The following is a 22707-nucleotide window of genomic DNA, read 5'->3' as shown; positions in this document are numbered from 1 at the left end:
GCGATTTCAAACACTTGAATGTCTTTCATAATGTCTCTACTATACCACTTCTGACAATTTCGAACTCATCCTTACCCACACAGAATAACGAGGAACCTCTCCGCCTTCCTCTTCACCTGGCGCGGGCTGATCGTGGCCTACCTCTACTTCCTGATCCCAAGGACGATCCTCACCCTCACCGTGGCCTGGAGCAACATGGACTGGAGCCTGATCGAGGCGGCTCAGAGCCTCGGCGCCGGGCGTGCCGCAATACTTCTCAGGGTGCTGCTCCCCATGCTGCTGCCCTCGATCCTGTCCGGATCCTCGCTGCTCTTCGCCGTGAGCATGGGGGCCTTCGGAACCGCCTTCGCCCTCACGGGGACGTCCGTCAAGATCCTGCCCATGGTCATCTACACGCAGGTCTCCGACATGTCGACGGACATCGCCCAGGCGGACGCTCTGGCCGTCGTCCTGACCCTCGTCACCACAGGGGTCATCGTGCTCTACGAGCGCTCTTTCCGCCCCTCGGGAACGTAGCCGGACCGGATCTTACGGAGGTCCGAGCAGGACGGGAGCGGCCCGACGGAGTTCCTCCGTCGGGCCGTCGCACTTGCGCCACCGCTCCGCCCGTGCGGGGCGCTACAGCAGCCCCTCGATCGGCAGCCGCGACAGAACCCAGATCGCAGCCCGTTGCAGCCAGCCGCTCTCCGGTTCCTCGTCGTAGACGACCTCGCGCCCCTCCTCCCGGGTGGTCCAGCGCAGTCCGCCGTCCTCCAGCGAGACGGCGTAGGCGTGCGCGAGTCCCTTCTCCTCCAGCGCCCGCTGAAGCTCGCCGGCCAGCGCCGGGCTCTCGATCATGAGCCCCATCTCGGTGTTCAGGTGCACCGAACGGGGATCCATGTTGAAGGATCCCACGAAAATACGCCGTCCGTCGACGGAGAAGGTCTTGGCGTGCAGGCTGGACGCGCTGCTGCCCGTCAGGCCGACGTCCCTGGCCGTCGGGGCGTCCCCCTCCCGCTTCATCTCGAACAGGCGCACCCCGGCGCTCAGGAGCGGCCTGCGGTACTTGGCGTACCCGGCATGCACGGGGGCGACGTCCGTAGCCGCGAGGGAGTTGGTGAGCACGGAGATGCGCACCCCCTTCCGACGGAGGGACACCAGCGCCTCCGTCCCCTCGACGGAGGGGACGAAATAGGGCGACACCAGGACGAGCTCCGACTCCACCTCTCCAAGGATATCGACGAGCTTCCCCAGCAGGGAGCTCTCCAGGGAACCCCGGCCCAGGGCCTTGAGCGGATCGTCGCTCACCAATCGGGCCCGAACCCAGTCCAGGGGCAGTACGCCGTCCTTCAGCCGCTGCAGCATCCGGCTTGCGCCCAGGGCATCGAGGTACTCCGCAGCCTCCGGAACGGAACGGGGGTCGCCCCCCAGGTCCACCACGGGCAGCCCGGCCGGAACGATCGCCTCCGCCGGGTAGGATGCGGCGCTGTTCCAGTAACGGTCGAAGTCCCGGGACACGTCGTCCACCGCGGCGCCCGTCGCCAGAACGTCCAGGTCCGCGAACATCACCCCGTCCCCCACGCCGAAGTACTCGTTTCCGACGTTGCGTCCCCCCACCACGGCGGCCCGGTTGTCCACGACGAACGCCTTGTTGTGCATCCTGCGGTTCAGGCGCGGAAAATCGCTCAGATATCCCAGGAAGCGGAACCTGCGGTGCATGAAGGGGTTGAACAGCCGCACCTCGATGTTGGCGTGTCCGTTCAGCGTCCCGATGAGCGGGTCGAGGCCCCGGGTGTTGTTGTCGTCCAGCAGCAGGCGAACGCGAACGCCCCGGTCGGCCGCGCGGACCAGAGCACGGTACAGCAGCCGCCCGGAGATGTCGTCGCGCCAGATGTAGTACTGCGCGTCGATCGACCGTTCCGCGGCGTCGGCCAGCAGGGCCCGGGCCACGAAGGCGTCCCGTCCGTCCGCCAGCGGCCAGATCCCCGATCCCTCGGGATGGGCGTCCCTCCCCGCTGCAAGGGCCCTGCCCAAGGCCGTCCCGCCGGTATCGTCCAGGAACCTCGAGTCGGGCCGCACGACGCCCTCGGGCAGGGGCCGATAGGTCACCACCGCAACCACGAACAGGACCGCAGCCGTCCACAAAAGCGACTTCGCAAAAAATTTCAGCATCGCATCTCCTCCTCGGAAAGCCCATTCGGGTCCATTTCAACGGATATGGCGCGCTCCCCCAAAGCAATCGCTTCCTCGCAATCCCATCCTCGAACGACGCGCCTCCACGGGACAACGAAATCGGACGGCGGACCCCGGCCGAGCCGACGCTACGTATTTTCCCGCAGGACGAGGGGGAAAGCAACGGAACAAGGGTGCATGTCATAAGGAGGGGCCTCGCCGATCGGCCGTTTTTCGTTGCAAAGCCAATCCGGAATGGGATACAATTCAGGAATCCTATTGCAGGAATGCGGACGCCGCCCCAAGCGGAACGGCGTTCTTTTTCAAAACGCCCCTCCGAAAAACTTCCATTGCCGCTGAAGAAGGGGCGAGGGGGGAGACAGGAATGAACATAGAACTGACCGTCAACGGAGAGGCTCGCTCGGCGCAGGTCGACGCCGGAACCCGACTGATCGACCTGCTGCGGGATGAGTTCCGCCTGACGAGCGTCAAGGAGGGCTGCGGCGCCGGGGAGTGCGGGGCCTGCACCGTTCTGCTGGACGGGGAGCCCGTGTGCTCCTGCCTCGTGCCCGCCGTCCAGGCGCGGGGCCACGAGGTCCTGACCGTGGAGGGGCTTGCCCGGAACGGGGAGCTCGACGCACTCCAGCGGGCCTTCCTGGACTGCGACGCCGTCCAATGCGGGTTCTGCACGCCCGGGATGATCCTTACGGCCCGCGCGCTGCTGAGGAGAAACCCGGACCCCTCGGACCGGGAGATCCGATCGGCTCTGGCGGGCAACATCTGCCGCTGTACGGGCTACGCGCCCATCGTCCGCGCGGTGCGGACCGCGGCACAGCGCATGGGGACGGAGGTGCGGAGATGACCGAGCTGCTGGCCCCCGACTCCCTGGAGGCGCTGCTGCCCCTGAGGACCGACTGGTTCGTCCGCCACGGACGTGACCCCTGGGGCGTGACGCGCCTGGTGGACCTCTCCGGCGTGGGGGCACTTTTGGGGATCGTCCTGGAGGATGGGGCCCTCACCGTCGGCGCGGGGGAGACCATGGCACGGGTCGCCGCACATCCCCTGGTGCATGCCCACGCGGCCTGCCTGGCCGAGGCCGCGTCGAGCGTCGGGTCCTGGCAGATCCGAAGCCGTGCCACCCTGGGCGGCAACCTGGCCAACGCCTCACCCGCCGCGGACACGCCCCCCGCCCTCGCGGCGCTCGGGGCCTCCGCAAGGATCCTGTCGCCGCGCGGCCCGCGCGAGGCGGAGGTCCAAACCCTGATCGACGAAAAGGACGGTGCCCTGGGGGCGGACGAGCTGCTCCTGGCCTTCCGCATCCCCGTCTCCCGATGCGTCTCCGCATTCGGGAAGGTGGGAAGCCGCCGGGAGGTCAGCATCGCGCGCCTGAACCTGGCGGTCTGCGCCTCCAGCGGATCGGCCCCCGGCACGTTCGGCAACGCCCGCGTGGTGATCGGCACCCTGGGCAACGCGGGGCGGCGCTGCCCCGCGGCCGAGGCCGCCCTGGCCCTTCCCGATCGCGAAGGGCAGAGGGACGCCTTCTGCGCGGCCCTGGCGGATGCGGTCGACGCCGCAATCCCCGGCCGTTCGACGCGGCCCTACAAGCGGTCCGCCGTCCAGGCCCTGGGCGAGGACACGCTCGATCGAATGAGGAGAAGGGCCCTCGGAGAGGAGGCGCTGTCGTGAGCGCCGTCAAGGAGAGAAAAAGGGACGTCCCGTCGGGGACCGAGGGGGGGTTCCGCTACGTCGGCAAGAGCGTGCCGCGCGCGGACGGGCCCGACAAGGCGCAGGGGCGCTACGACTATCTGGCCGACACCCGCTTCGACGGCGCGCTGTACGGCGTGGTGCTCCTCAGCCCCCACGCACACGCCCGGGTGACCGCCCTCGACGCCTCCGAGGCGCTGAAGGTTCCCGGGGTCCGCATCCTGACGTTCGAAGACGTTCCGGACGTCCTCTACAACAGCGGCGAGTGGTTCCCCGGCCAGAAGGACCACCCGGACGAGCCCCTGCTGACGGCTCACGTCCGCCACGTGGGCGACCGCGTGGCGCTGGTCCTGGCCCGGGACGAGCGCACCGCGCGCCTGGCGCGCGAACGGATCGCCGTGGAGTACGAGCTCCTGCCGCCGATCCTCGACCCGCTCTCGGCCCAGGACGCCCCGGTGCCCCTGCACGAGGACGGGATCGCCGCCTTTCCGGGCCGTCTGGCCTACGGCGACGCGGACTCGGCCTTCGCCTCGGCCGCCCACGTGGTGGAGAGCACCATCGTCACCCCCAGGATCCACCACGCGGCGATGGAGCCCCACGCGGTGCTGGCCGTCCCCCGGCCCGAGGGCGTGCTGGAGCTGCACACGCCCTGCCAGATCCTCTTCGGGGTCCAGCACACCGTCGCCGCGGTGCTGGGGATGCCCCTGTCCAAGGTGCGGGTGCTGAAGGCGCCGATGGGCGGAACCTTCGGGGGCAAGCAGGAGGTCGTCTTCGAGGCGCTGTGCGCCTGGGCGGCCATGAAGCTGCGCTGTCCCGTGTTCCTGAACACCAACCGCGAGGAGTCCATGCTGTCGACGCGCACGCGGGCCGCGACCGTAGGACGGGTGGCGACGGCCCTCGACGGGGACGGCCGCATCCTGGCACGGAAGTTCGACGTCGTCGTGGACGCCGGCGCATACCTCTCGGGCTCCAAGAAGGTGATGATGGCGATGGGCAAGAAGACGTCGCGCCTGTACCGTCTGCCCGCCATGGAGTACACGGGCCGGACGGTCCGGACCTCGACCACGCCGGCCGGGGCCTGCCGCGGCTACGGTTCGCCCCAGATCCACGCCATCACCGAGATCCACACCGACCTCCTCTGCCGGCGCCTGGGCTACGACCCCGTGGCGTTCCGGCTCGCCAACCTGGTCCATCCCTACGACGACGATCCCTCGGGGGCCTCGAACCTGGGCAACGCGCGCGTCCGGGACTGTCTGATCCGCGGCGCGGAGGCGTTCGGCTGGGAGAGCCGCAGCAAGGTCATGGCCTACGGGCGCTTCCGGCGCTCGGCGGGGTTCGCCTGCTGCACGCACGGCAACGGCTACTTCGGAACGGTCTATCACGACCTCGTGGGGATGTCGCTGCGCATCCTGGAGGACGGCTCCATCGTGCTGAGGACGGCGCTGCACGAGCTGGGCAACGGCACCCTGGCCGCGATGGCCCAGATCGTCGCGGAGGTGACCGGCGTGCCCCCCGACCGCATCGTCGTGACGGAGGGCGACACGCAGTTCGGCAACTACGACGTGGGCTGCCAGGCCAGCCGCGTGATCTTCGTCTGCGGGGAGTGCGCCCGGCTCTGCGCCGAGAAAGCCCTGGACCTGCTGTGCACGGAGTCCGAAAAACTCTGGGGCAGGCGCGCCGCCTTCCGGGACGGTCGGCTTTACGTGGGGGACGAGCCCATGGCGCTGGACGAGGCGGTCCGGGCCCTCGCGGCCAAGGCCCGCGTGACGGTGGACGTGCAGGTGGAGCATCGGCCGGAGCGGAACCCCGGCTCCTACGCCGCCCACTTCGCCGACGTCACGGTGGACACCCTGACGGGCCAGGTGACGGTGAACGATTTTCTGGCCGTCCACGACGTGGGGCAGGCCATAAACCGCAGCTTCGTCGAGGGGCAGATCTACGGCGGCGTCCAGATGGGGCTGGGCATGGCGCTGCTGGAGGAGATGACCTGCGACGCGAAGGGGCGCCCCACGGCCCGGAACTTCGACAAGTACCACATGTTCAACGCACCGGAGATGCCGAACATCGAAATCCTGCTGATCGAGGAGGGCGAGCCCGGCGGCCCCTTCGGGGCCAAGAGCATCGGCGAGATCGCGACCGTGCCCACCGCGCCGGCCGTCGTCAACGCCGTCAACCGGGCGCTGGGGACGGAGCTGGCCGTGCTGCCCCTGACGCCCGCGCGGATCGTCGCGGCGCTGCACCCCGAGGAGGCCTGACGAAGCGACACGTCAAGGTCCGTCTTCCTCATATCCCTTTGCAGAAAGGAAATCGTCCCCATGAAAAAGGAATTCGCGCAGAACAAGATCAGCCGCATGCCCAACGCCATCGTGCTCCTGCTGGGCCTCCTCCTTTTGGTGGGGGTCCTCTCGTACTTCATCCCCTCGGGGCAGTATGACAAGGTCATGGTCAACGGCAAGGAGGTTGTGGACCCGACAAGCTTTCACCTCGTGGAGAAAAAGCCCCTTTCGCCCTTGGATATCCTCAACGCCGTCCATCAGGGTATGGCCGCCGCGGGGCCACTGATCTTCATGATCCTGATCATCGGAGGGGCCATACGCCTCTTCGAGAGCACGGGGGCGATTGCGGGTGTGGTGGCCGCTTTCGCGCGCCGTTTCGGAAGCGAACGCAGCTCCTGGGTGCTCACGCTGATCTTCCTGTTCTTCGCCGCGCTAGGGGCCTTCCCTGGAATGCTCGAGGCCGCCATCCCCTTCGCACCGCTGTGCGTGGCGATCGCTCTGGCGCTGGGCGACGACATGATCGTCGGCATCGCCGTTCCCGTCGTCGCCATCTCCATCGGTTGGACGGCCGGGCCCACGAACCCTTGGACGGTGGGAATCGGCCAGAACCTGGCGGGGCTCCCGATGTTCTCGGGCATCGGCTATCGTCTGCTGATCCTGGCCGTCCTGTCGCTCGTGGCCCTGAGCTACATTCTTTTCTACGCGGGCCGCATCAAACGCAACCCTGGACGCAGCCTGAGCCTGGGGATCGACGCCGTGTCCGCCGAGGTCCCTGCAGGGCGACTCGAGCAGACGCCCTTTACGGCGACGCACAAGATCGTGCTGGCCATCTTCGTGCTGACACTGGGGGCCATCGTGTACGGAGCGATCATGTGGAGGTGGGGCTTCGCCCAGATGGCCTCGCTCTATATCCTGGGCGGAACGGCGGCCGGAGTCGTCTGCGGCTGGGGCCCCAACCGTATCGCGGACACCTTCGTCGAGGGCGGACGGGCCATCTTCTCAGGGGTCGTCGCGGTCGGTCTGGCACGCGGCCTCTCCGTAATCATGGAGAAGGCGGGCATCATCGACACCATCATTCACTACCTCTCCCTGCCGATGAAGGAGCTTTCGACCATGACCTCCGCGACAATCATGTTCGTCATTCAGACCGTCATCAACTTCTTTATCCCCAGCGGAAGCGGCCAGGCCATGGCCACACTGCCGATCATGCTTCCCCTGGCGGACATCCTCGGAGTCGGCAAACAGGTAGCCATTCTGGCCTTCCAGTTTGGTGATGGGCTTTCCAACGTCTGCTACCCCACCGTGGCAGTGCTGATTGCCTATCTCACGTACACCGGAGTTCCCTTTTCCCGCTGGCTGCGCTTCATCATGCCCTGCATGCTGCTGCTCTGGATCGTGGCGGCGGGCTTCACGGCGGCCGGAGTTCTGATCGGCTGGAACTAGGACGAGTCAAGGCCGGCGGGGACTCGGAGCATTTCCGGAAAAATGGCGGAAAAAGGGACAAGCACCTCCGTTTGCCGGGACCGTGAAAACGGATTGTCATTTTGGGAAGGAGAAGACCGACTTTGAAGATCATTCTCGACGGCAGTTCACTGAGCCTGGACGCCCTTTGGAGCGTCGCCTGCGAGGGGGCCGAGGTGGAGATCGCTCCGGAGGCCCTCGAGCGCCTGGAGGAAAGCCGCAGGCTGGTCTACGACCTTGCGGACGACGATGTTCCCATCTACGGATTCAACACCGGTGTGGGCTGGAACAAGGACCGCCACATCACGACGAAGTTCTTCAAATTCTACAACGAAAACCTCGTCCGCTCCCACACCCTGGGCATGGAGCCCGAGGCCTCCGAGGCCGAGGTGCGCGCGGCGATGGCCATCCGCCTGAACTGCCTCCTCAGGGGACACACGGGCATTCAGCCCATGATCGCCCAACGCTACGCCGATTTCCTGAACCTCCGGATCCACCCCGTCCTCCCCGAGCGCGGCTCCGTCGGCGAGGCCGACATCTCGGTGCTCTCCCACATCGGGATCGCGATGATCGGCGAGGGCGACGTGATCTACAAGGGCACGCGCATGACGTCGTCCGAGGCGCACGCGCGGACGGACCTGCTCCCCGTCGACCTGGGGCCGAAGGACGGACTGGCCATCGTCAGCAGCAACGCCTTCGGGGCCGCACAGGGAGCCCTGGTGCTCCACGACCTGCTGAGCCTCGTCGATCAGGCGGACCTGATCTACGCCACCTCCCTGGAGGGGCTGAACGGCAACGTGTCGCCGCTCGACATCAAGGTCAACGCGCTTCGCGACCTTCCGGGCCAGTACATCAGCACCTCCAGGGTGCGCGAGTACCTCGAGGGCAGCTACGTCAACGAGCCCGACCCGAACCGCCCCCTCCAGGACCCGCTGAGCTACCTCGGGGGCGCCTGCGTCCACGGCTCGCTGCGCGACGCGCTGGAGTACGTCACGAAGTTCATGCTGATCCAGATGAACACCTCCGACGACAACCCCTGCCTGCTGCTGGCGGAGCGGCGCATCGTATCCTGCTCCAACTTCGAGGTCACCACCCTGGCGACGGGCTTCGAGATGCTCGGCACGGTGCTCAGCCACGTCTCCCGCATGTCCTGCTACCGGATGATCCGCATGGCCAACCCCGTCCTGACCGGGTTGCCCCGCTTCCTGACCCCGGAGGAGACCCACGTCCACGCCTTCGGCGCCCTGCAGAAGTCCTTCGCCCTGATGGATACGGAGATCCGCCACCTCTCGAACCCCTCCACCGCGGACTTCCTCCCGCTCGCCGGAGGCATGGAGGACCACGCGAGCAATCTTCCCCACGTGGTTCAGAGGATCCGCAAGATCGTGGACAACCTGAAGTACATCCTGGGCATGGAGATGATGCACGCGGCCCAGGCCCTGACCCTACGGCGCCAGCGCGACGGGGACCTGCGCCTGGGCAAGGGGACGGAGCCCGCCTACTACGCGTTCCGGAAGTCCGTCCCGTGGTACGACAGGGACCGCAACCTCTCCGCGGACATCCGGTCCGCCTACGAGCTCGTCAGGAGCGGACAGCTCCTGCAGGAGGCCAACAAGGCCCTGGGAATATGACCCCAAAGCGAAGGGGGCCAACCTTTTGGCCCCCTGTCCTCGCCCCTACCGCTTCTCGTACTCCTTCAGCATCGCCGCGTACTCCGCCTCGCAGCCCTTGCGGATGTGGTACACGTGCTCGTCGCCGGGGAACTTCCCCGTTCTCACGTCCTCGGCATAGGCCTTGAAGGCGTTCGTGATGACCTCCGCGAGGTTGGCGTACTTCTTCACGAACTTGGGCGTGAACGCCTGGAACTGCCCCAGCATGTCCCCACAGATGATCAGCTGTCCGTCGCACGGCCACCCCGCGCCGATCGAGTACACCGGGATCGAGAGGCGCCCGGTGATGAACTCCGTCAGCTCCGGCGGGATGCCCTCCACCAGCAGGGCGTAGGCGCCGGCGCGCTCCACCGCCAGGGCGTCCTCGATCACGTAGCGGGCGGAATCCGGCGTCACGCCCTGGGCCTTGAACCCGCCCATGGGGCCGGAGCTCTGCGGCGTCAGCCCGATATGCCCGCACACCAGCACGCCGCTGTCCGCGATCGCCTTGATGCGGCTCTCCACGCGGACGCCGCCCTCCAGCTTGACGGCATCCACGTCCGCCTCCTTGAAGAAGCGCACGGCGTTCTCCACCGCCTGCTCGTCCGAGATCTGATAGGAGCCGAACGGCATGTCGCCCATCACGAAGGTGTTCGGAGCACCGCGCCGGACGGCCTTGCAGTGGCTGATGCAGTCCTCCATCGTCACGGGGATCGTGCCCTGATACCCCAGGACCACCATCCCCAGGGAGTCGCCGACCAGGATCATGTCCAGCCCCGCCGCCTCGGCGAACATCGCCGTCGGGAAGTCGTACGCCGTGATCCAAGTCACCTTTTCCCCGTTCTTCTTCATCTCCAGAAACTCCAGGCGCCCTTTCTTCTTCGGCATTACGCACACTCCTTTCAGGTTTCAGGCTCGAGAGGCCCGATAAGAAATCTCCGCCTCAGCAATAATGCACCTTCGAACGATCCAGCTTCGCGACGTCGTACGGCTCCTTCTCCTCGTCCTTGCGGCCGATGGCCAGAAGGCACAGGACGGAGAGACGATCGGGAACGTCCAGCAGCCGCCTCACGGCCCCCTCGGCCGTCCCGTCTCCACAGGGACGCCTGCGGATCTGGATCCAGCAGCAGCCAAGGCCCAGGGCCTCCGCCTCCAGAAAGATCTGCGTGGCGGCGATGGAGGCGTCCTCCTCCCACACGTCGCTGACGGCGGGGTCGGCCGTCACGGCGAACGCCAGAGGCGCGGTCCTCAGCGCATCCCCACCCGCATCCCGACACCCGGCAAGCCGTGCGACCGTCCCCCGGTCCCGGGCGACGAAAAGCTCGACCGGCCTCCTGTTCTTCGCGGAGGGGGCCAGAAGCCCCGCGCCGACCAGCGCTTCGAGCTCCGTGTCGGACACTTCCTCGTCCGTGAACCTCCGAACGCTTCTGCGCCGCGCCATAAGATCCAGCATACGATCATCCGCCCCTTTCGCGGGGAGACGAACCCCGGCAGGCGTCCCTCCCCGAAATATCGGTTCCATCCAGGCCATTATACAGAAAAAGGCCTCCAGCTCCCATCAAAGGCCCATGTTTTCGATTGCCGGCTGCGGGAATATCTGGTAGAATTTCGTGAAAGCAACATGTCCCGGGGACAGTTTTTGTGTGTTGGACACCCCGCACAGGACGGCAAGGAGGGTATGCCGTGAACATCAACAGCTTCGACAGATTGGGCCAGGCGGGCGCCGCCATGATGCAGGACTCCGCCAACCGGGTCGCCTCGGTGCCCGAGCATCTGGGCTCGGGGGGGGTGGACGTCATGGACGTCGCCAAGTCCTCGATCGAGCTCAGCCAGGCCAAGGTGCAGATGGCGATGGGCGCCTATCTGATCCGCACGCAGGAGGAGCTCATGAACTCCACCCTGCAGCTTTTCGGCGTGGGCAAGAACTGCAACTGCAAGTACTGATTCTCTATCCCCCGAAACGATCTCACGCGGAGCATCTCTTCTCGAAAATTCGAAAAGGATGCTCCGCGTCCGTTTTCGGGACTTTGCGGCACTCGGCCTGCAGCTGAATCCCGGCCGGCAATCGCGTTTTCGTTGCCCTCGCCGCCCTTGGCGGCAGGGCAAACCAAGGGGAAAGGACTCATGCAGAGCGTTTTCGACATTTTCAAGATCGGTATCGGCCCCTCCAGCTCCCACACGGTCGGCCCCATGAAGGCGGCCTTTCGGTTCGTGGAGGAGCTGCGGTCCCAGAACCTGCTGGACCGCACCGAGGGCATAGAGGCGGAGCTCCACGGTTCTTTGGCGCTGACGGGCAAGGGCCACCTCACGGACCGTGCGGTGATCCTCGGACTCGCGGGGAACCTTCCCGAGACGGTGGACGTCGACGCGATCCCTCTTTTTGTCGAGACCGTGCGGCGGACCGGTCGCCTGCCCCTGGGCCCCGAGGGCCGCACGGTGGCGTTCGACTGGGACGAGGACCTGCGCCTTCTCCCCGAGAACCTCCCCAAGCACGAGAACGGACTGCTCCTCCGGGCGCTGGGGGACGGCACGGAGCTCCACGCCAACATCTATTACTCCATCGGCGGCGGCTTCGTCGTCGACGACGCGCACTTCGGGGTCCCCGAGGGGGACTCCGGCGAGGTCCCCCACCCCTTCGCCTCGGCGGGAGAGCTGCTCGCGCTCTGCGTGGAGACGGGGCTCTCCCTCTCCACTCTGGTCCTGGAGAACGAGCGCGCCCTGCACGGCGACGAGGCGATCGGCCGGCACTTCGAGGCGATCTGGTCGGTGATGACCGCCTCGATGGAACGCGGCATGCGCACCGAGGGGGTGCTGCCCGGCGGGCTCAGGGTCGCACGGCGTGCGGCGCCGCTGCTGCGCCTCCTGAACGCCTCCGACCCGCTGTCCGGCGACCCCATGAAGATCGTCGACTGGGTCAACCTCTTCGCCCTGGCCGTCAGCGAGGAGAACGCCGCGGGCGGCCGGGTGGTGACGGCCCCGACGAACGGCTCCTGCGGGGTCGTCCCCGCAGTGCTGAAGTACTACGACCGCTTCGTGGCGCCCCTGGCCGCCGAGGAGCGGCTGCGCTACTTTCTGGCCTCCGGGGCCGTGGCCCTGCTCTACCGTGCCAATGCCTCGATCTCCGGCGCGGAGGTAGGCTGCCAGGGCGAGGTGGGGGTGGCCTGCTCCATGGCCGCCGCCGGCCTGGCGGAGCTGAGCGGCGGCAGCCCCCTGCAGGTCTGCATGGCCGCGGAGATCGCCATGGAACACTGCCTGGGCATGACCTGCGACCCCATCGCCGGGCTCGTTCAGGTGCCCTGCATCGAGCGCAACGCCATCGCCGCGGTCAAGGCCATCAACGCCGCGCGCATGGCTTTGCGCCGCACCTCGCCGCCGCGCATCACCCTGGACGAGGTCATCGAGAGCATGTACCAGACGGGCAAGGACATGAACGTCAAGTACCGCGAGACCTCGACGGGGGGTCTGGCTCGCGCCGTCCGCTGCGAGTAGTTTCCTTGCGGCGCCATGTCCTCCGACAAAATCGGGACCCCGCCTCCGGGGTCCCGATTCGTCGTTTCTTCCGCCTATTGTTTGGGGGCCTTGGGCTTGTCGGTCTTGGGCCTGGGGGCCTGAGCCTTCGGCTTTTCGGGCTTCGCCTTGGCCGCTGGGGGCCTCTTGTCGCCGGATGCCGTCCCCGCACCCTTCTGCGGCTTCTCCTTCGGTTTGACCGCCGCTTTGGGCCTGACGTCGGCGCTCCCCATCGTGCGCACCTCACGGTTGGAGGATACGGCCAGCACCTCGGGCCGTTTCTTGAGGGCCGCGATGAGCTCCTCCGTCGTGTGCCTGTCGGAGGCGAAGAGCGCAAAGATCGTCCCGCCCGCCACGGAAAGGCCGTCGTAGACCTCCACCACCCGCGCCTCCGCCCCCAAGGCAACGCCGGCCACGTAGACGCGCCCCTCGACGCTCAGCAATGCCTCCTGAGTCAAGGGCCACTTCAACCCATTCTTCAGCACCACCAGGGCCTGACCGGGGGCGGACCGCTCGGCCGCGACAGCGGGGCAGGCGGCCAGCAGCGCGAACAGCACGAGAACCATGCATCTTATCCTATCCAAATCGATCTCCTCCCCAGAACTCGCAGGCGTAAAGGGCGAAGGGAACGCCCCCTCCCCGCACAAGCCGCGCAAAACAAGGATTCCGCCCATCCTAACCCAATGCGGCGGAAAAGTACACCGTATTGTCGGCGGAGGGAGGGCGGGTATTGCCTCCCCGTTCCCCATCCTGTCCGCGGCGTGGCGTACGGGGCGCCCTACGCGCACTGGGGCTCCGCATCCGGACGGAGAAGACCCCGTACCGCCTGAGCCCTAGATAGGGTCGCCACAAGATGTTAGCCCAAAGAGCAATGCAGCGAATCTGCACCGCGGCAGCAAAGGGAGACTCCGGAGCGAGCCCGCGAGGAATCACAAGCCCGCCCTTTCTGTCTGCCGGCGTTTGCCGGGAACGATGTGCTTCGACTTCTTGTTCTCTTCCATTACGATAGTCAACTTTAGGCAAGTCTTTCAATCGCTTTTTGTGAGGGGTCGGTTTCCGTGTCATGGGTAGCGGTAAAATCAGGCTCCTCGTTTTTTCAAGTGGGTAAGTCCATCCGTAGCTTTCCAGCGATTATGTGCCAAGGTTCCCTTGTCCAACTTTTTCCCTCCTGTATCGTGATGCGGATCGGCGTTCTCTCACTTTGCTTGAGGGAAAAATCTGCTCATAGCCGGAAGCTTTTTCCCCACGGGCTCAGCCGGGGGTTCTCTAAAAGACGAAATCAAAAAATCCCGCCTGCAAGGCGGGATTTTCAGAAGCATGGGAAGCGATCGGTTTCAACGGCTGGCGGAGGACAGAGGCGACAAAGCGCCCCGGTTTGTAAACGACCCTAATTTATCCTACCTGGCTTACTTAACGACAGCGTTGCCCCCATCGAGGAGACAAGCCTTTGAAAGGTCGCCAGGGTGGGGGTCGATTTTTTCGTCTCTATCCGGGCAATGACCGACTGCGTGAGGTGGCTGGCTTGCGCCAGGTCGTGCTGAGTCCAGCCCTTGGACTTACGAAGCGCGATCGCCTGGTCTATGAGCTTTGAGCAGGACTCACACACCGGTACCGCCTCCTATCTCGCTTCCGTTGTGGTAGAGCTCATCGCACGCCAGGTCAAGATCGTCGTTCCAGCTTACGCCATAGCCCCCCGTGTCGACGCGCACCTGTTCAAACAGTCCCTTTATGTTCGCCAGAGCTTGAAAGGCTTGCCATTTGGCTAACAGAGGCTTGGTGTCGTAGATCCTGCGGGAGCCGTTCTCGAACTCGACCAACAGGGACAAGTCGGGGAGTGGCGTTACCGATTCGACCTTATGAAACATTGCGCCGCCTCCTTTCCCAAAGGGCTCCTCCCCGCTACTCCAGCGGAGGGAGCTGAACGAACTCCTGAGTTTCCCATATTTTCAGAAGCTCGGTCTGGTGCTGTGCCGCCCATTCCCTCACCAGAGCCAGAGCCTTCGGAGGCAAATCGCCCTCCAGCATTTCGAGGGTTCGGATGTCGATCGCTCCGACGTACTCGCCGTACACGGCGTGGAAGCGGGGCGGATTGTGCTCCTTCTGCTGGAAAAACATCTTGATGATCAATCCGTAAAATCTGGCGATTACCGGCATCTCCACCCCTCCCTTGATGCGTTTATCATAGCATATTCGCTATATTTCGCGGGGTCAATCCAGTTTTTCGACGTCCTGCTCTCCCTCTCCGTTTTTCTATGGCGCATTGCGAGAGAGAAAGCAAAAACCCCGCTTTTCAGCGAGGTTTCAAGTCTTTCTGGCACTTGCTAAAAAATATTCTGGCGGAGGACAGAGGATTCGAACCCCTGGGAGCTTGCGCCCCAACTGATTTCAAGTCAGCCGCCTTCGACCGCTCGGCCAGTCCTCCGCATAGCTCTGAAATTATACACCATCCGGCCCGCGGGCTTCCACGTCCGCGCCCGCCCCCGGACCGTTGAAGCGGCGCGGAAAAACGCCTAAAATAGGAGAGAGGCCGAAGCCAGACAGGGAGGGACAAGGGCATGGATTCACCGCAAGGTTTCACCTGCAGGACGCGGGTGCGCTACGGGGAGACGGACCAGATGGGGGTGGCCTATTACGGACGGTACCTCGACTGGTTCGAGATGGGACGGACCGAGCTCTGCCGGTCGTTCGGGAGGACCTACCGGGACTGGGAGGCGGAGGGCATTCTGCTGCCCGTGGTGGAGGCGAACTGCCGCTACAAGTCGTCCCTCCTCTACGACGACGAGATCCTGATCGAGACCCGCATCACGGACGTGACGAACGTCAGCGTCATCTTCCGGTGCCGCGTGTTCCGAGCCGTCGACGGCAAGCTGGCGGCGGAGGGCTGGACGCGCCACGCCTTCGTCTCGACGGACGGCAAGCTGCTGCGCAAGGGCAACGCCCTGGCGGACTGGATGAGGGAGCACACGGAAAAATCGTGACGCCGCCATGACGACGGACGGTCCGGGAAGCCCCGGACCGTCCGTTTCTGCCGCCCCTCCGCCGCGCTGGCAGTCAGCCCGCCAGGGTCTCCCCCTCGCTCGCCGCCACCACGGCGCAGACGGCCGTGTCGCCCGTGACGTTCAGGGAGGTCCGGGCCGCGTCCAGGACCGCGTCGATCCCCGCCACCAGTCCGATGCCCTCGATGGGAAGCCCCACGCTGGTGAGCACCAGGGTCAGCATGATCAGCCCCCCGCCGGGCACGCCTGCCGTCCCGATGGACGCCAGGGTCGCCGTCACGACGATCCCGAACTGGGCGCCCAGGTCCAGCGGGATGCCGAAGGCCTGGGCCACGAAGAGGGCACAGACCCCCTGATAGAGCGCCGTACCGTCCATGTTGATCGTCGCGCCAAGCGGAAGCACGAAGGAGCTGACCCCCTCGGAGACCCCCAGGTTGTCGCGCACGTTGGCGATGGTCACGGGCAGGGTCCCCGAGCTGGAGCGCGTGACGAAGGCCGTGATGGACGCCTCCCGCACCCCCTTGAAGAACCACAGGGGCGAGCGCCTGCAGTAGCCGGAGATCAGGCCCGAGTAGACCACGGCGGCGTGGAGGAGGCACCCCAGGTACACCGCGCCGATCACCTTGGCGAAGGGCGCCAGGATCGCCAGGCCGTACTTGGCGGCCGTCGTCGCGATGAGCGCGAAGACGCCGTAGGGCGCCAGGGCCATGACCATGTGGGTCATGGCATACATGACCTCGGCGACGGAGCCGAAGAAGTCCGAGACGCGCCTGCCCCGCTCGCCCGCGAAGATGCAGGCGACCCCGAAGAACAGGGAGAAGACGATGATCTGGAGCATGTTGGCCTTGACCATCGCATCCAGCGGGTTGGAGGGGAAGATGTCCAGTATGACGTCCGCAAGCGGCTTGGCCTCCTTGGCCGTGGCCGCCGCCCCCTCGATGTTCATCCCCACCCCGGGCTGAATCACGTTGCCCAGCGCCAAACCGATCCCGATGGCCACGGCGGTGGTGAGCAGATAGAGCACCAAGGTCTTCACCCCAATCCGCCCCAGCTTCTTCGGGTCCCCGACGGACGCCGAGCCCGCGACCAGCGAGGCGAACACCAGCGGGACAATCAGCATCTTCAGCAACGTGATGAAGATCTTGCCCACCACATTCAGCGCCGGCATCACCCAGTCCTTCAGGACCGGGCTGTCGGGCACCATCGGACCGACGACGAAGCCGAACACGATCCCCAGGACGAACCCGATGCCGATCTTCCAAAGCAGAGACGTACCCCTTCCCTTGCCGCTCAAAATGCGTCCCCCCTTTTGCGTGAGAGCCGCGCGGGCACATTGCCCAACCCATGATCGGCCTCACTATTTTCACTTATTTTACAACATCGGGAGCCGGAGCACAAAAAAACGCGGACCCGGTTTTCACGGTCCGCGTTCCCTTCTTTTGAGGCTCTACCGCACCCCGCCCCTGGATCCCCCTCCCGACGAACCGCCCCCGCCGCCGCCGAAGGAGCGTCCCCCCGAACGAGAGTCGTAGCGGCCGCCCCCGCTCCGGCGGGAGAGCGACACCGTGAGGGAATCGGACAGGTCCAGGACGGTCGGCAGCAGCGTTCCCCCGGCCCCTGCAAGGACGGACCGGGCCGCAAACTCCGGATAGAGCCCCACCAGCTCCCGGAGGAGCTCCTTGCCGATGCCGAAGAGGGCGGCGAAGACCAGGTAGTCGTTCCACAGCTCCACCTCGACCACACGGCGCTCGTTCACGAGCGTGAAGTCCTGCAGGTACCGCCGGAACCCGGCGAGCTCCAAAAGGGTCTGCTCACCCGAGGAGGTGACGAACGGGGCGGAGAAGGGGCGCCGCGGGCCCAGAAGAAAGCGCCGCACCCAGAACGACGTCGTCGTCCGCAGCTCCCAGCCCCCTCGGGCCCGGAAGCGCTCCATTCCCGCCGCCCTCTCGGCCTCCAGCCAGGCGCCGAAGGCGCGCCGGTTCGCCTCGTTCCGCCCCCAGCGGGGGAACTCCTCCCGCTGCAGGATCCCGTCGGGACCGGCCGCCTCCCGCAGCATCGCGAAGAGCCCGCCGCCCACGGGCACCGCCCGGCCGCGGACGTGCAGCGCGGTCCCCGAGGCGCCCGTCACCGGCTCCAGCGCGCCGTGCTGCACCCAGCGCAGAAAATACGCCCCCACCAGATCCTTGGCCCTCGCCGCGAAAGGAGTGGCGCCCAGCAGGGCCCACGATTCCGAAAGGTCACCCCCGCAGGGGATCTCCCGGAAGTAAGGCGCGCCCCGAAGCGTCCTCCCAAACCCGTCCGGGAGGTGCGGAAACCGGGGCGAACGGGCCCGGCGTCCCTTCCGCACGAAGCCCAGAACCACGTGGTACAGGGCAACGAGAATACAGATCAGGAAGGCGACAATCCCGTCCCAGTCCTCCTCCCCGTCCTCCGTCCCCTCAAGGGCCCGCTTCTCCACCGCCTCGAAGCGGCCGCGGACGACGCTCGACGGGTTGAAAACGCCCTTGGCGAACCGCAGCATGACCGTGGCGTAGTTCGAGGCGGACAGGGGCGCGTCCGAGCGGGCGACGATCTTGCCCCCCTCGGGTCGGATCGTGCCCCGGAACCCGAAGGCCCACAGATCGACCTCGCCCGAGGCGAAGGGTCGCCCCGGCTTCTCGATGGTGATCCGCAGGGACCTCGGGGGCGTGGAGAGGCCGGAGTTGACCAGCCGGACGTTGAAGCCGTCGTAGTCGTCGTAGGCCTTGACGAAGTTGGAGAAGGTCCAGGAGACGACGAAGGTGCGCGGTCCGGCCGGGCCGCGGCCCCAGCAGAGCTCCAGCCCGCCGCGCGTCCGGACGATGCCGCACCGCCCCGCCTTTTCGGCGGCGGAACGGTCGGTCCTCCAGCGCGTCCCCTCGTTGACGTAGGGCGGGCCGCCCAGCTCCCGGACCGAGAAGTCCGAGAGCTCCATATCGCCGAGGTTCCCCTGCTCGATGAAGAACTCCGTCCCCTCGTCGGAGACCCGGGCGTTCCAGGTCTGGACAATCCGGGCGCTGCCGTCGTCGTTCAGGAGGACCCGGACGTCCAGCTCCCGCAGCTCGGTCGCCGCGGACGCGGGCGCGAGGGCAAGGAGCGCGAGAAGGGGGAGGAGAAGACGGAGAAGGAGGCCCTTAACGGCCCCCATCGCGCATGGAGGGCATCTCCGTCTTGCCATCCGGCTCCTTCAGGTACTCGTGGGGCCCGAAGCCCAGCATGGACGCGAACAGAGAGGCGGGGAACATCCGGACCGCACGGTTGATCCGGGTGACGGTGTCGTTGTAGACCATCCGGCTCATCCGCACCTTGTCCTCCGCCGCGGCGATGTTCTCCATGGTCGTCTGGTACAGCGTGTTCGCCTTGAGCTCGGGGTAGTTCTCCGAGACGGCGATGAGCCACCCGAGGGCGCTGGTAAGAAGCCCCTCCTGCTGCTGGATCTCCTCGGCCGAGGCCGTGCGCCCGAGGGGCGCCCTCTGGGCGATGATCTCCCGGAGCGCGGTCCGCTCGTGTTCCGCATAGCCCTTCATCACGTCGGCCAGAGCCGTCAGCCCGTCCCACCGGGAGTTCATCTGGACCCCGATCTGGGACATGGCGTTGGCACGGAGCTCGTCCAGATGCACCAGGGACCGCTGAAGGAAGACGACGTACAGCACAACCAGCACGACAAGCGCAACGACAACGGCAAACACTACCATAAACATCCCTCCGATACGAACTTTTACGGGGCTCCCAGGGGGCCCGTCACCGTGCTAGGCGTCGCGACCGCCCCCGTACCGGCGCACGCCCCTGCGGATCAGGAACGCCGCCAGGACGGTCAGGGCAGCCATGACCAGGAAGATCTGGGGGATCTGCAGCCCCGCGGCCAGCAGCAGGCTGGACCCCACGGCCGACAGCACCATGAAGAAGGAGTCCGTGACGTTGGTGCACGCGATGACCCCGGCCATACGGTCCTCCGAGGTCAGGTTCTGGATGGCCGCGTAGAGGGGCACGATGTAGAGGCCCCCGCAGAAGGAGATGGCGAAGAGACAGGCGAGGATCGCCAGGTTCGCCGGCGACAGCAGAAACGTCCCGATGCCGATCACCGGGAAGTCCGGCGGGAGGGGCGGCCGGCGGCTCGCCAGCCAGAGCAGCGTGCTGGCGACGGACATGCCCACGGCCGCGGCGGGCACGTAGCGCACCGAGACCTCGCCCTTCAGCAGGGCGTTGCACGCCATGGACCCCAGCCCGATCCCCATGGAGAAGATCGCCAGAAAGAGCGTCGCCACGTGCTCGTTCGCCCCGAGGATGAGCTTGGCGTAGGTGGGGAACTGAGCCAGAAAGGTCGCGCCGACCAGCCAGAACCAGGAGATGCCGATCACGGCCCAGAAGACGTCCCGATAGGGGTAGACGTCCGCGACGAGCGGGCTGGCCCACCAGCCGGCCGCCGCGATCGCCACGACCCCCGCGCCGACCCAGTGGAGCCCCCCGGGCGCAAGGATGAGGAGCCCGCCGAAGATCGTCCCCGTGAGGATGGCCAGGTAGGTCCCCGTCTGGATGAGGCCGTTGCCGGCGATCAGCTCGTCCTCCTCCAGGTGCTGCGGCAGGATGCTGAACTTGGCGGGGCTGAAGAAGGTGGACTGCGCCCCCATCAGGAAGAGCACCACAAGCAGCACCCACAGGTTCTGCATCTGGAACCCCGCCGCAGCGGCCCCCATGATGGCGATCTCCGCCAGCTTGACGAGGCGCATCAGGTACGAGCGGTCGTACCGGTCCGCCAGGTCGCTCGCGGGGGCCGAGAAGAGGAAGAAGGGCAGGATGAACACCCCCGCCGCGACGTTCACCAGGATGCGGGGATCCAGCCCCGCGTCGTCGGCCAAACGAAAGGTGATCAGCATCACCAGGGCGCTCTTGAAGAAGTTGTCGTTGAAGGCCCCCAGAAACTGCGTCAGAAAGAGCGGCAGAAAACGGCGCGTTTTCAGCAGTGCGAATTGGTGCTTGCTGGACACAGGACATCTCCCCCGACTGGTGTACAATAGGCGTTAAATCAAACGATAGCGTCGCCATCCTCAATATTATAAGCCATGCGGGCCATGGCCGGCGGCGCTCATCACGGAGGTGCATCGCCATGAGTTTGACGCTCTACAACGACCTGACGCACAAAAAGGAGCCGTTCGTCCCCTTGCGTCCGGGGCACGTGTCCTTCTACAGCTGCGGCCCGACGGTCTACGACTTCTTCCACATCGGCAACGCCCGGCCCTTCATCGTCTTCGACGTCCTGCGCCGATACCTGGAGCACCTGGGCTACAAGGTCACCTTCGTCCAGAACTTCACGGACATCGACGACAAGATGATCCAGCGCGCCCACGCGGAGGGCGTCGAGGTCTCCGACCTGGCCGCACGCTTCATCGCGGAGTACTTCAAGGACGCCGACGCGCTGGGGATCCGCCGGGCCGACGTGGCGCCGCTCGCCACGGAGCACATGCCGGAGATCATCGAGACGATCGAAAAAATCATCGCCCGGGGACACGCCTACGTCTCGGACGGGGACGTCTACTTCGACGTCTGGAGCTGGCCCGGCTACGGCAGGCTGTGCAGGCAGGGCCTGGACGAGCTGGAGGCGGGCGCGCGCGTGGAGGTGGGCGAGCGGAAGAAGGACCCGCTGGACTTCGCGCTCTGGAAGGCCCAGAAGCCCGGCGAGCCCGCCTGGGACAGCCCCTGGGGCAAGGGGCGGCCGGGCTGGCACATCGAGTGCAGCGCCATGTCCTCCAAATACCTGGGCACGACGATCGACATCCACTCGGGCGGCGTGGACCTGACCTTCCCCCACCACGAGAACGAGATCGCGCAGAGCGAGGCCGCGTCCGGAACCGGGGAGCCGTTCGTGCGGTTCTGGCTGCACAACGGCTTTCTGCTGATCGACAAGGAGAAGATGTCCAAGTCTCTGGGCAACTTCATGACGGCCCGGGCCGCGCGGCAGAAGTATCCCCCCCTGGCCATCCGACTCTTCATGCTGAGCGCGCACTACCGGTCCCCCATCAACTTCGCGCCCGAGGGGCTGGAGCAGGCCGAGCGGGGCGTGGCGCGCCTGCGGAACTGCCGGTCCGACTTAGCCTTCGCCCGGCGGACCCGGCTGGACGAGGGGGCGGACGCCGGCGCATTCCTGGCCGAGCTGGAGAAGCTCGACGCCGACTTCCACGCGGCCATGGACGACGACTTCAACACCGCCGCGGCGGTGGGCGTGCTCTTCGAGGTCGTGAAGGCGATCAACACCCGGCTGAAGGACTGCCCAACCCTGCCGGCGGCCTTCTTCGAAGCGGCGGAGGCCGAGCTGGCGAAGATCGACGACATCCTGGGCGTGATCGGCCCCGAGGAGCTGCCGAAGGAGGAGGGTCCGGAGGACCCGGACGGCATCGGCGACGCGGAGGTCGAAAGGCTGATCGCGGAGCGCAATGCCGCCCGGAAGGCCAAGGACTTCGCGCGCTCCGACGCGATCCGCGACCAGCTGGCGGAGCGGGGCGTGGTGCTGGAGGATACCCCGCAGGGGACGCGCTGGAAGCGGGAGATGTGACGCAACCTTTCTTTTCTCCAAAACCAGAAGCGCCTCCATTATGGAGGCGCTTCTGGTTAAGGGGGGAAGGATACAGGTATTGATGGCACCGACTACACCACGAACGTCGCTCGGGGCAAGGTCGTCCCCGGTTTCCGCCCGATCGGGCGCCCTCAGCGGGACATCGTTTGAAGTCCATAGGAGCACCTTCCATATTTTATCCTATAACGGCCGAAACGACAAACGTTTTATGCGTATTTTCCCCAAAAAATCCCACCCGTTCCGGCGGCTCCTCCGGGGCATCGTCAGTCCGGACGAGAATCGCCTTGGCCGTCCTCGCCCAGCCGGGCCGCAAACTCGTCCCGCGTCATGCCGGCACGGGACGACGCCGCCTCGATCGAAAGAAGACCGTCGCGGAC

General features: G+C 66.2%; 21 protein-coding genes and 1 tRNA gene. 10 read left to right on the top strand and 12 right to left on the bottom strand.

Going from position 1 to position 22707, the window contains the following annotated elements:
• Positions 1-84: 84 nt before the first annotated feature.
• On the top strand, positions 85-516 hold the full coding sequence (locus tag EII26_RS12125; protein WP_124889424.1) for an ABC transporter permease subunit: 432 nt from the start codon (positions 85-87) through the stop codon (positions 514-516).
• Positions 517-618: 102 nt separating this feature from the next.
• On the opposite strand, the gene EII26_RS12120 is transcribed toward EII26_RS12125, so the two are convergent.
• A complete protein-coding gene (locus tag EII26_RS12120) occupies positions 619-2151 on the bottom strand; it encodes a phospholipase D family protein (RefSeq protein ID WP_124889423.1) in 1533 nt (510 codons plus the stop codon).
• Positions 2152-2536: 385 nt separating this feature from the next.
• Between EII26_RS12120 and EII26_RS12115 the strand changes: the two genes are divergently transcribed.
• The 5 genes from EII26_RS12115 (at position 2537) to EII26_RS12095 (ending at position 9223) form a co-directional block, all read left to right on the top strand.
• Positions 2537-3013, top strand: coding sequence for a (2Fe-2S)-binding protein (locus EII26_RS12115; RefSeq protein ID WP_124889422.1), 477 nt, complete (start codon positions 2537-2539; stop codon positions 3011-3013).
• Positions 3010-3837: an FAD binding domain-containing protein gene (locus EII26_RS13495; RefSeq protein WP_124889421.1), complete on the top strand. Its 828-nt coding sequence runs from the start codon at positions 3010-3012 to the stop codon at positions 3835-3837. Before EII26_RS12115 ends, EII26_RS13495 begins: the two co-directional genes overlap by 4 nt.
• The gene (locus tag EII26_RS12105) at positions 3834-6110 is read left to right on the top strand and encodes a xanthine dehydrogenase family protein molybdopterin-binding subunit (RefSeq protein WP_124889420.1); all 2277 of its coding nucleotides are present in this window, start codon (positions 3834-3836) and stop codon (positions 6108-6110) included. The genes EII26_RS13495 and EII26_RS12105 overlap by 4 nt, the downstream gene beginning before the upstream one ends.
• 60 nt (positions 6111-6170) lie before the next feature.
• Positions 6171-7574, top strand: coding sequence for a YfcC family protein (locus EII26_RS12100; RefSeq protein WP_124889419.1), 1404 nt, complete (start codon positions 6171-6173; stop codon positions 7572-7574).
• Between the two features lie 122 nt (positions 7575-7696).
• A complete protein-coding gene (locus EII26_RS12095; protein ID WP_124889418.1) occupies positions 7697-9223 on the top strand; it encodes an HAL/PAL/TAL family ammonia-lyase in 1527 nt (508 codons plus the stop codon).
• A gap of 45 nt (positions 9224-9268) precedes the next feature.
• Here EII26_RS12095 and panB read toward each other — a convergent pair whose 3' ends face one another.
• Positions 9269-10129, bottom strand: a complete 861-nt coding sequence (panB, locus tag EII26_RS12090) for a 3-methyl-2-oxobutanoate hydroxymethyltransferase (protein ID WP_124889417.1) — start codon at positions 10127-10129, stop codon at positions 9269-9271.
• 55 nt (positions 10130-10184) lie between these two features.
• On the bottom strand, positions 10185-10694 hold the full coding sequence (locus EII26_RS12085; RefSeq protein ID WP_124889416.1) for a nitroreductase family protein: 510 nt from the start codon (positions 10692-10694) through the stop codon (positions 10185-10187).
• Positions 10695-10924: 230 nt separating this feature from the next.
• Between EII26_RS12085 and EII26_RS12080 the strand changes: the two genes are divergently transcribed.
• Positions 10925-11185 carry a hypothetical protein gene (locus tag EII26_RS12080; RefSeq protein ID WP_124889415.1) on the top strand — a complete coding sequence of 87 codons (261 nt, stop codon included), beginning with the start codon at positions 10925-10927 and terminating at the stop codon, positions 11183-11185.
• Positions 11186-11365: 180 nt separating this feature from the next.
• Positions 11366-12730 (top strand): L-serine ammonia-lyase, encoded by a 1365-nt coding sequence (locus tag EII26_RS12075; RefSeq protein WP_124889414.1) that lies wholly within the window; start codon positions 11366-11368, stop codon positions 12728-12730.
• Between the two features lie 74 nt (positions 12731-12804).
• Here EII26_RS12075 and EII26_RS12070 read toward each other — a convergent pair whose 3' ends face one another.
• The 5 genes from EII26_RS12070 to EII26_RS12050 form a co-directional block, all read right to left on the bottom strand.
• Positions 12805-13332, bottom strand: a complete 528-nt coding sequence (locus EII26_RS12070) for a hypothetical protein (RefSeq protein WP_124889413.1) — start codon at positions 13330-13332, stop codon at positions 12805-12807.
• Positions 13333-14135: 803 nt separating this feature from the next.
• The gene (locus tag EII26_RS13710) at positions 14136-14354 is read right to left on the bottom strand and encodes a helix-turn-helix domain-containing protein (protein WP_124889412.1); all 219 of its coding nucleotides are present in this window, start codon (positions 14352-14354) and stop codon (positions 14136-14138) included.
• Positions 14347-14613: a DUF2442 domain-containing protein gene (locus tag EII26_RS12060; RefSeq protein ID WP_124889411.1), complete on the bottom strand. Its 267-nt coding sequence runs from the start codon at positions 14611-14613 to the stop codon at positions 14347-14349. Before EII26_RS12060 ends, EII26_RS13710 begins: the two co-directional genes overlap by 8 nt.
• A gap of 34 nt (positions 14614-14647) precedes the next feature.
• Positions 14648-14902, bottom strand: a complete 255-nt coding sequence (locus EII26_RS12055) for a DUF4160 domain-containing protein (protein WP_124889410.1) — start codon at positions 14900-14902, stop codon at positions 14648-14650.
• 180 nt (positions 14903-15082) lie between these two features.
• A tRNA-Ser gene (locus EII26_RS12050) sits at positions 15083-15170 on the bottom strand.
• 133 nt (positions 15171-15303) lie between these two features.
• On the opposite strand from EII26_RS12050, the gene EII26_RS12045 reads away from it, so the two are divergent.
• Complete coding sequence (locus EII26_RS12045; RefSeq protein ID WP_124889409.1) at positions 15304-15726, top strand: acyl-CoA thioesterase; 423 nt, start codon at positions 15304-15306, stop codon at positions 15724-15726.
• Positions 15727-15799: 73 nt separating this feature from the next.
• On the opposite strand, the gene EII26_RS12040 is transcribed toward EII26_RS12045, so the two are convergent.
• The 4 genes from EII26_RS12040 to EII26_RS12025 all read right to left on the bottom strand — a co-directional run bounded on the left by EII26_RS12040 (position 15800) and on the right by EII26_RS12025 (position 20747).
• Positions 15800-17038, bottom strand: coding sequence for a dicarboxylate/amino acid:cation symporter (locus EII26_RS12040; protein ID WP_124889408.1), 1239 nt, complete (start codon positions 17036-17038; stop codon positions 15800-15802).
• Between the two features lie 153 nt (positions 17039-17191).
• The gene (locus EII26_RS12035; RefSeq protein WP_158612324.1) at positions 17192-18910 is read right to left on the bottom strand and encodes a DUF2207 family protein; all 1719 of its coding nucleotides are present in this window, start codon (positions 18908-18910) and stop codon (positions 17192-17194) included.
• Positions 18897-19463, bottom strand: a complete 567-nt coding sequence (locus EII26_RS12030) for a LemA family protein (RefSeq protein WP_233572746.1) — start codon at positions 19461-19463, stop codon at positions 18897-18899. The genes EII26_RS12035 and EII26_RS12030 overlap by 14 nt, the downstream gene beginning before the upstream one ends.
• 48 nt (positions 19464-19511) lie before the next feature.
• Positions 19512-20747, bottom strand: a complete 1236-nt coding sequence (locus tag EII26_RS12025) for an MFS transporter (protein ID WP_158612323.1) — start codon at positions 20745-20747, stop codon at positions 19512-19514.
• A 119-nt stretch (positions 20748-20866) separates the two neighbouring features.
• On the opposite strand from EII26_RS12025, the gene cysS reads away from it, so the two are divergent.
• Positions 20867-22309: a cysteine--tRNA ligase gene (gene cysS / locus EII26_RS12020; protein ID WP_124889405.1), complete on the top strand. Its 1443-nt coding sequence runs from the start codon at positions 20867-20869 to the stop codon at positions 22307-22309.
• Positions 22310-22707: the final 398 nt, after the last annotated feature.

Source organism: Fretibacterium sp. OH1220_COT-178 (genome assembly GCF_003860125.1).
Taxonomy (GTDB): domain Bacteria; phylum Synergistota; class Synergistia; order Synergistales; family Aminobacteriaceae; genus CAJPSE01.
This window is presented reverse-complemented; position numbering and strand designations above follow the sequence as displayed.

Bases quoted from the DNA above. Each gene is read 5' to 3' on its own strand.
- EII26_RS12120 (WP_124889423.1), bottom strand. From the start codon at position 2,151: ATGCTGAAATTTTTTGCGAAGTCGCTTTTGTGGACGGCTGCGGTCCTG.
- EII26_RS12115 (WP_124889422.1), top strand. From the start codon at position 2,537: ATGAACATAGAACTGACCGTCAACGGAGAGGCTCGCTCGGCGCAGGTC.
- EII26_RS13495 (WP_124889421.1), top strand. From the start codon at position 3,010: ATGACCGAGCTGCTGGCCCCCGACTCCCTGGAGGCGCTGCTGCCCCTG.
- EII26_RS12100 (WP_124889419.1), top strand. From the start codon at position 6,171: ATGAAAAAGGAATTCGCGCAGAACAAGATCAGCCGCATGCCCAACGCC.
- panB (WP_124889417.1), bottom strand. From the start codon at position 10,129: ATGCCGAAGAAGAAAGGGCGCCTGGAGTTTCTGGAGATGAAGAAGAAC.
- EII26_RS12085 (WP_124889416.1), bottom strand. From the start codon at position 10,694: ATGCTGGATCTTATGGCGCGGCGCAGAAGCGTTCGGAGGTTCACGGAC.
- EII26_RS12075 (WP_124889414.1), top strand. From the start codon at position 11,366: ATGCAGAGCGTTTTCGACATTTTCAAGATCGGTATCGGCCCCTCCAGC.
- EII26_RS12060 (WP_124889411.1), bottom strand. From the start codon at position 14,613: ATGTTTCATAAGGTCGAATCGGTAACGCCACTCCCCGACTTGTCCCTG.
- EII26_RS12055 (WP_124889410.1), bottom strand. From the start codon at position 14,902: ATGCCGGTAATCGCCAGATTTTACGGATTGATCATCAAGATGTTTTTC.
- EII26_RS12045 (WP_124889409.1), top strand. From the start codon at position 15,304: ATGGATTCACCGCAAGGTTTCACCTGCAGGACGCGGGTGCGCTACGGG.
- EII26_RS12035 (WP_158612324.1), bottom strand. From the start codon at position 18,910: ATGGGGGCCGTTAAGGGCCTCCTTCTCCGTCTTCTCCTCCCCCTTCTC.
- EII26_RS12030 (WP_233572746.1), bottom strand. From the start codon at position 19,463: ATGTTTATGGTAGTGTTTGCCGTTGTCGTTGCGCTTGTCGTGCTGGTT.
- cysS (WP_124889405.1), top strand. From the start codon at position 20,867: ATGAGTTTGACGCTCTACAACGACCTGACGCACAAAAAGGAGCCGTTC.